Here is a 7,232-nt window from a genome sequence, read left to right on the forward strand (position 1 = left end):
AAAGGGCAGGGTTTTCACCTGCATCCGTAGGATAGTTAGAACTTTTTGAGGTGATTAACCTCGCGAGTCCCCTAGCTTATACCCCTCCAGTTTCTGGAGGCTCCTAGCTAGAACGAGCCGCACTCATCGATCCAGTGTACTTACTGGCCTTTAAAGTAGAGCTAGAAAATCCACGTTTATCGAGGTCATTCCCGTACCCCGGCTGATTACCTAGTGCTGCGTTGTACATCACCATGGAGCTGGTTTTATCCCGTGAAAGCCGAAATCCGCACTCATCACAGACGTGATAACGATTAGAGAGATTAGCCCAGTCTTTATGGACTTTTCCGCACTTTGGGCAGCGTTGCGATGGCTTTAATTGCTTGGTGGGTAGTTGAAGCACTATTCCACCTTTTAGCTTAATTTTGTAGGACAGCATCTTGTTGAGAGAGCCAAAACCAACATCAAGAATGGATTTGTTCAACCCAGCCTTTTGTTTTTTGTGCTTTGACCCTTTCTTTGCCTTACGGGTCATCCCTTTCGTATTTAGCTTTTCAGTTACACCGATGTCATAACGACTAGCTAAATCTGATGTAACTTTGTGCTGCCAGTCTTTTCTCTGATTACCAATTTTGCGTTTAATTTGAGATTCCCGTCTATTGGCTTTTTTCCAGCGACTTGATGGCTTTACTCGCTGTTTGCGATTAGGGGCGCGTTTTCTACGTTTATCTTTGCCAGCAGCTTTCAGCAATGGTTCTAAAGTACGAGTGAAGCGCTGATTTTCGATCTCATTGAACTCGGAGCCATCAAAAGTAGTAATAGCCGTCTCTGTTCCCAAGTCATAAGCTACAACCGACTCATAACTTAAGTCTGATTCAGAACCATACTTAGGTTCGGGTACATCCACTTTTACTGTGATCGATGCAAACCATTGATTTAGTCGCGGCTTGTAAACAACGGTCAAAGTGGATGGCTTGCCCCAATGTTTGGCTTTACCTCGCATCTTGATTTGGATTTTTAAGTCATTTAGCACTAGAATTCCATGTTTCCCGTTGCTGTTAGCTTTCCATCCAGAAGTGCTGGGGTAAGTCCAACCAGAATAATCCCTGATAGACTTGAATCTTGGGAACTTTCTTAATCCCTTTAAGAAGCTGTTGTAAGCTAAATCTACCCGTTTAACTGTTGCTTGCAATGAGGTACTGTAAAGGCCTTTGTACTCAGGCCAACACTCTTTGTATGCTGGCAAAATATTCTGCTGTTCAAGGTAATCGACACTTTTTCGATTAACCTTCCATTCATAGCGGCGGTGAGCTAAGCAGGCATTGTATAGAAGTTGATGTAACGAACGGGCATAAAACAACTTAGTTTTTTGTGACTCAGTTGGATACAGCCGAAATGTCTGTCTTAGCGTCACAACAGTAATTTCACTCCCTTATTTGCAGTCAGTCGATGTTTTTCCCAGAATCAATATAACATGGATAAACGGAACTGACAAGGGGTACCCAGGATTATTATGAGGAAAGGCTCTCACGTGGTTTTCTCTATTCACCTGCACATTGTTTTTGTAACAAAATACCGTCGCCAGGTGTTTACCAAGGGAATGCTAGATCCCATGGCTCAAGTATTCACGAGAGTATTGGAGCCAAACAAATGCAAATTAGAAGAATTCAACGGTGAACCAGATCATGTTCACTTGATGGTAAGTCTTCATCCTGACAATAACTTATCTGATTTGATTGCATCCTTGAAATCAGCTAGCAGCAGGATTATTAGGAAAGAGTTCAAAGAAGAAATCGATAAGCATTACTGGGGGAAGAAAGTAAAACTATGGCATGACTCTAAATGCATAGTTTCTTGTGGCGTAGCACCTTTAGAGAAAGTCAAACAATATATCGTAAATCAATCAGGCGGACGGAATTGAGGGGTCTATCAATTTGTTAAAATCTCTGGATCGAGAGTTCCTTTAGGAGGAGCACCTGGATCACCGATCCTTCTGACAATAAGTTCTGGTGCTTGGCGCATCAGTTGGGTTCGGTAAAGGGAGGCGATATGCTCGTCCAGTAAATATTGGATTGTCATACAGTTGATGTAGGGTGGGCAGTGCCTCAGACAGATAATCAAGCTTGCAAACCGCGTTACTAGGCACTGCCCACCCTACTAGGATTAATGACTCGCCCCAGAGCGGCTTCTGCTTTCAATTGCCGGAACCTCTGCCGTGCAGGAGAAGGATTTTGTTTTTGTTCTTCTCGTTGTTGGCGGCAAAACTCTAGCCAGTCACCTAAGTAAGCGCTGACCTCTTCTTTGTTGTGTAGATAGTAGAGAATAGTGGCATGAACCTCTTCTAAGGTAATGGTCTCAAATTGTTGGGTAATTTCTTCAGGGGTTCTAGCGCGGTAGATATATTCGTAGAGGACGCTTTCGATACCAATGCGGCTACCTTTGATGCGAATGTCGTCAGAGGCTAGGAAGTTGAAGTAGTCTTGGATTTCCATGGCAATTTGCAATTATTTAAACAAGTTTCAAACAATGAAAATAGGAGCACAAGTACAATTTTAAAGTAGATTTAAACTACATTTAATTTTAACCTTATTATTTGATTAAGTCAACCTATACCTTTAGGATTGGAACGTGGTTGCTAGGGCTAAATCAAAATTTTTACTATTGTTTAGTTTTTTATGATGGCCAGGATCAATATCGAGGGGCGTAAGCATTAGGCTGAAAGCTGATAGCTGAGAACTGATCGCTGATAGCTTACAACCATCAATCAATATCTCCCAAGACTTCATCTAGGGAGTAGGTTTCATTATTGGTTATTTGTTCAAGGGATATTTGTAGGCTTTCCCTCATCCCAGGGATTGAAAGTAATTCTAAAGTTTCTTGTAAGCTTTCATAGTTTTTTCGAGAAATTAAAACAGCAGAGCCATTAGAAATCTCTATCTCATAAACTTTGTTTTCTTCTGTGACTAATTCAACTAGGTTAATTAAATCGTTTTGGGCAGCAGTAACCGTAAGCTTTTCCATTTTGTTGATTTGCTCTTTTTGTTATTATAGCAGTTTTTAATTCGGTATAGAAGGAATATATTCGTCTGATCATATTTAGGAATCGCCTAAGCATTCAGCCGTCAGCCTTCAGAAATGAAACCGGCAAGATGCCGGTTCCACCAACATGCCCATTCCAACAAAATCCCCATTCCACCAAGATGCCCGTTCCACAACAATATCCAACGCCTAATAACCTTGGCCAATAGGCCACGCTACGCGAAAAACCTAATAACCTACCCTTCTCTAACGCCAAAGGCGAACAACTTTCTAACCTTCAACATCCTAACCTTCAACCTTCTAACGTTCTAACCTTCAACCTTCTAACCTTCAACATCCCAACCTTCTAACCTTCAACCTTTTAACCTTCAACCTTCAACCTTCTAACCTTCAACCTTCTAACCTTCTAACCTTAAACTCCCAAAAAAAAGTAGCCGCAGAAATACCTTCCACGGCTAGGAAATTTTACTATGCCTGAACTTTGTACACCAACCCAGAATAATCCGATCCGATTGGCCAAAGGCCACGCTACGCGAGCAGATTTGATTCTTGGGCTAGGGGGGGAACCCCCCCTAATAAGTTAGTCTAATCTAGAATTATGTACTTCGTCATAGTCGTGATGAATTCGCCAGGAATTCCCGTCGGCTGAAGGGGGCTCCAGTCGGAAATTTGGGCATAACGCAGTGCAGAAAGGGTATACATGGTGTTGCTGATTGCCCGGCGGGAGCCCTTCAGAATATGCTGAACGGGGTATTTTTTTGGAGAAGCTTCCTGAGGAGTATTACTAGGAGTGATATCCTCAGGATTGTTTTCTTGATTCGGGCGAAAGTTGTCAGGCATAGTTCAAAATTTGTTTTGATGTTTATACTATAATAATAACGATTATATATTTACTTGTCAAGGGTTTTTAGAAATTTTTTTTTGAGGGGTAATTGAAAGAAATCGTACGGTAATGAAATGGAAATTGTAAAAAAAAAGGGGTTTAATTCCGTCAGTTGGATTTGATTTCGGTGGGTTAAACTTTCGTGCTTCGCACCCTACAATAGCAATCCTAAATCAATTGAGAGAATGTTTGTTCCCTGCTCCCTGTTCCCTGTTCCCTTTGCTAAAGATATGGGATTGACTTGATGGTATCAACTCCGCTGGTGCTGTAGGCGATCGCAATGCCAAAAGCCCCGACTTCTTCAAGAAGTCAGGGCTCTGAACACCCCTAGATGATTTCCGGGCGATATTGTGAGGTGGATGGGTGAGTTTTCGGTGCGTTATATCAGGTTCGGATAATTAGTGATAAAAAACCATTACCCTTGAAACCTTACTCCTTTACTTCTGCCTTCTGCCTTCTGCCCTCTGCCTTGCTTTCACGCCTAGTATAAGTATTCAACCGGACATGATATAACGCACCCTACAAGATTGGAGATCGCACTTAAGAGAAACTAAAAAAATAGTATAGTGGTTTTGCTGCTTATTGAGAAGGGATTAAGGGATTTTAGCTGTGTCACGCCACTACAAGATGGGCGATTGGCCTTGGCCTTTGGGCCACGCTACGCGATGCTCGGTACGAGCCGCTACGCGAAGGCACTTGTTTTTTTTTGCAGATGATTGCACTCGGTCTACCCAGATATGCAGATATTTTTAGGAGCGGTTTATTCTCTGGGTTCTCCCCATCGAGTCATACCTGCTGCTGTTGGATGTCTATCAGGACAAGATTCAGAGGGAATCCGAATTTTCTTACCCAGATTGCAGCCGCAGAGTTGACAGACTTTATTGCCAGTTCTCTGACCTAACTTTTGGGTTGCATCTTTAGATGGAATTAGCTTTTGGACTAACTTTTGAGGTGCTGAAAGATTAGGGCAAGCTAAGCAAGCCTCTTCTCGTCTTGCCAAAGTCTCATCGTCTACTACAGAAAAACCCGTTTTGGCCCATCTGAGCAATGTGCTAGTGGCTTTGTTAAGGAGTTCCAGATTTGATTGTTCTTCCGGCTCGAAGCTTTGAATTAGAGTCTGAGGAGGATTAGCGAGTAAATGCTTGAGGAAAGCAGGTTCTTTGCGGCAAACCAGTAAATTATGGGCGTAGGTTTCATCCTCTGTGGCTGCTTGCAACACTTCAGGAGAAACGGGTTCACTGAGTCCCAATATTTGACCCATTTCTAAGCATTTTTCCTCGATCGTGCCACTTGCATGATTAATGTCTTGAATGGTTTCCATTTTAAGTTTCTTCTTGATTTATAACAACAAGTTATCTGACTTAAATCCCCGTTTTCAATTTGCGGAAAACGGGGATGTGTCCTTACGTCAAGGCAAGAAGCTTCTTCAGAAACTGACAGCAATGACGCCTCGCCAGTCAGTGAGTTTTAAAACGGGCATAATTATGCTCGGTATCGAGGGAAGCCCCTTCAGCAGAAGTAACATTGGAAACGACAACCTCATAATCAGTCTTAGGCGCAAAATTGCCTAAAAGGGTCACTTTAGATTGATCGTCTTCATTGACTTTGGCTGAAGTCAGTTGAACCCTTCCCGTAACCTGGTAATTATCAAGATTCTCGGCAGAGGCAACATCCAAAGGCTCATTAAAGTTGAGAATCACAAAAGGCTTACCTTCAGGAGTTTCGCCAACTTCCTCCCCTGTCACCTTGAGTTTAGGTTTGGGTAAAGGAAGTTGGATATTGGCAAAATTGTGTTTTGGATCTAGGGCAATTCCGTCCTTTGAAGTCAGGTTAGTAACAGTAATCGTGTAGTTAGTCTTGGGAGCAAAATCACCCACTAACGTCACTCGGAATAGATCAGTCGAATCCACCTGAACAGCAGTAAGATCCACCGTAGGTTCAACTTGGTAGTTTGTCATCTCCTTAGCAGCGGACTCATCAAGCTCAAAATTGAAAGAGAAAACAATCGTAGGTTTGCCATCAACAACTTCGCCGGGGATAGCATCCAATAACCTTAGAAGACCACCTGCACAAGCGGGTAAAGTCCCTCCAAAAGCACCCTCCTCCATGGTTTCTTGACGACACTCAATAGAGGGTTCCTCCAAAGGATTATTTGGATTTCCTTGTTGATTTTCTGATGAAATATAGCTGAGAAAATTGTTGATTTGCTCCATACCAGCTTTAACAGTTTTACGGTAATAAAACTCCCAAACAATGCTCATTATTAAACCAACACCGTAATAATCAGCTAACCCTCGGGGCAGTAGCTCTTGACGAGGCTCGCCACCAGGTTCGTGGAAACTAGCAATGGCCTGAGCAACAACTAAAGCCATTGCTTGCCAGTAAATACCATCAGTTCTAAGAAGTTGACCAGAAACGACTACCTGCTTTTGTCCGAGGTACTCAAAAGCGTAGACATTGGGAATAGAGTCTTCCCAGACCAGAGTAAAGTTAATATCAGGGTAGTAGGCTCGGCAATGCTTAAAGACTGTTTTTAGGTCATTGGCACCAACATGATTACTAAGTGGACGTTTTCGGACATCTGGATTATTATTGATGTCAATTCCTTGGGCTTGAGTGATAAAGGAACGAGCGGTAGGGGGAATATAGACAGACTCACCTGTATAAAGTTTTAAGGAGTGAGGTACATCAACCTCGTCCTCAAGGTCGGGATGATGGTAAGAATGAACTCCCATTGCATGCTGTTCGTGAATCTCATGATAGGCGGGTTCCCCGATCGCTGGACCTTCTTCGAGCAAATTGCCTAATTGCTCGGTCTGGATCTGCACACTAAAGTCAGCTGTCACAACCCCGTTAGAGTTAAGTAGATGTCCATCAAGGGTTTGAGTAAAGTGATCAGAGATGGCAATGTGATGGATTCCACCAGAATATTCGCCTAGTTTGATAGCGTTAATTTTAACTGGAGTGCCATCAGGAGCCACGAGAAGATCATGAATTGATAGCTTGTCCGCTTGTTTAACTTTGCCATTAGCAAGCAAGAAGAGTTGATCCATGGTAGAAATGATATTTTTTCGTTCCTCGCCATAGTTGAGAAAGATCATGGGTGGGTAATGGGCTGCACCTTTGGGCAAAGGAGATGTACCACCACTGAACTTCACAGGTTTAGCTGCCCAAGACAGGCGGAGTGTTTCGCCTGTTGATTCTAGGTTAGCAACAGAAACAAGATCTCCGATTTGGAACTCTTCAATCGCTTTTTCCCCATCGGGGGTGGCAATGGGGGTGCCATAAGCATAACAGCCACAACAGCAATAGCAGTCTCTTGTGTCCCACT

8 protein-coding genes are annotated in these 7,232 nt (G+C 43.0%); 1 reads left to right on the forward strand and 7 read right to left on the reverse strand.

The features are described 5' to 3' along the window. Window positions 1-103: 103 nt before the first annotated feature. Window positions 104-1,393, reverse strand: coding sequence for a transposase (locus F6J99_RS38780; RefSeq protein WP_293121341.1), 1,290 nt, complete (start codon window positions 1,391-1,393; stop codon window positions 104-106). 99 nt (window positions 1,394-1,492) lie between these two features. Between F6J99_RS38780 and tnpA the strand changes: the two genes are divergently transcribed. Then, a complete protein-coding gene (tnpA, locus tag F6J99_RS38785; RefSeq protein WP_293121343.1) occupies window positions 1,493-1,900 on the forward strand; it encodes an IS200/IS605 family transposase in 408 nt (135 codons plus the stop codon). A gap of 8 nt (window positions 1,901-1,908) precedes the next feature. On the opposite strand, the gene F6J99_RS38790 is transcribed toward tnpA, so the two are convergent. From F6J99_RS38790 to F6J99_RS38815, 6 genes are all read right to left on the reverse strand, one after another. Beyond that, window positions 1,909-2,058: a hypothetical protein gene (locus F6J99_RS38790; RefSeq protein WP_293121345.1), complete on the reverse strand. Its 150-nt coding sequence runs from the start codon at window positions 2,056-2,058 to the stop codon at window positions 1,909-1,911. Window positions 2,059-2,117: 59 nt separating this feature from the next. Then, window positions 2,118-2,471 (reverse strand): DUF433 domain-containing protein, encoded by a 354-nt coding sequence (locus F6J99_RS38795; RefSeq protein WP_293121347.1) that lies wholly within the window; start codon window positions 2,469-2,471, stop codon window positions 2,118-2,120. A gap of 268 nt (window positions 2,472-2,739) precedes the next feature. After that, a complete protein-coding gene (locus F6J99_RS38800) occupies window positions 2,740-3,000 on the reverse strand; it encodes a type II toxin-antitoxin system prevent-host-death family antitoxin (RefSeq protein ID WP_293121349.1) in 261 nt (86 codons plus the stop codon). Window positions 3,001-3,603: 603 nt separating this feature from the next. Further along, the gene (locus F6J99_RS38805; RefSeq protein WP_293121351.1) at window positions 3,604-3,858 is read right to left on the reverse strand and encodes a hypothetical protein; all 255 of its coding nucleotides are present in this window, start codon (window positions 3,856-3,858) and stop codon (window positions 3,604-3,606) included. 803 nt (window positions 3,859-4,661) lie between these two features. Next, window positions 4,662-5,222, reverse strand: coding sequence for a hypothetical protein (locus F6J99_RS38810; RefSeq protein WP_293121353.1), 561 nt, complete (start codon window positions 5,220-5,222; stop codon window positions 4,662-4,664). Between the two features lie 136 nt (window positions 5,223-5,358). Then, window positions 5,359-7,232: hypothetical protein (locus F6J99_RS38815; RefSeq protein ID WP_293121355.1), on the reverse strand; the 1,874-nt coding region annotated here is incomplete at its 5' end.

Origin of the sequence: Moorena sp. SIO4G3 (genome assembly GCF_010692305.1) — a bacterium.
GTDB lineage: Bacteria > Cyanobacteriota > Cyanobacteriia > Cyanobacteriales > Coleofasciculaceae > Moorena > Moorena producens_A.

Coding starts and splice junctions, on each gene's coding strand:
- F6J99_RS38795 (WP_293121347.1), bottom strand. CDS start 2,471: ATGGAAATCCAAGACTACTTCAACTTCCTAGCCTCTGACGACATTCGC.
- F6J99_RS38800 (WP_293121349.1), bottom strand. CDS start 3,000: ATGGAAAAGCTTACGGTTACTGCTGCCCAAAACGATTTAATTAACCTA.
- F6J99_RS38810 (WP_293121353.1), bottom strand. CDS start 5,222: ATGGAAACCATTCAAGACATTAATCATGCAAGTGGCACGATCGAGGAA.
- tnpA (WP_293121343.1), top strand. CDS start 1,493: ATGAGGAAAGGCTCTCACGTGGTTTTCTCTATTCACCTGCACATTGTT.
- F6J99_RS38805 (WP_293121351.1), bottom strand. CDS start 3,858: ATGCCTGACAACTTTCGCCCGAATCAAGAAAACAATCCTGAGGATATC.
- F6J99_RS38790 (WP_293121345.1), bottom strand. CDS start 2,058: ATGACAATCCAATATTTACTGGACGAGCATATCGCCTCCCTTTACCGA.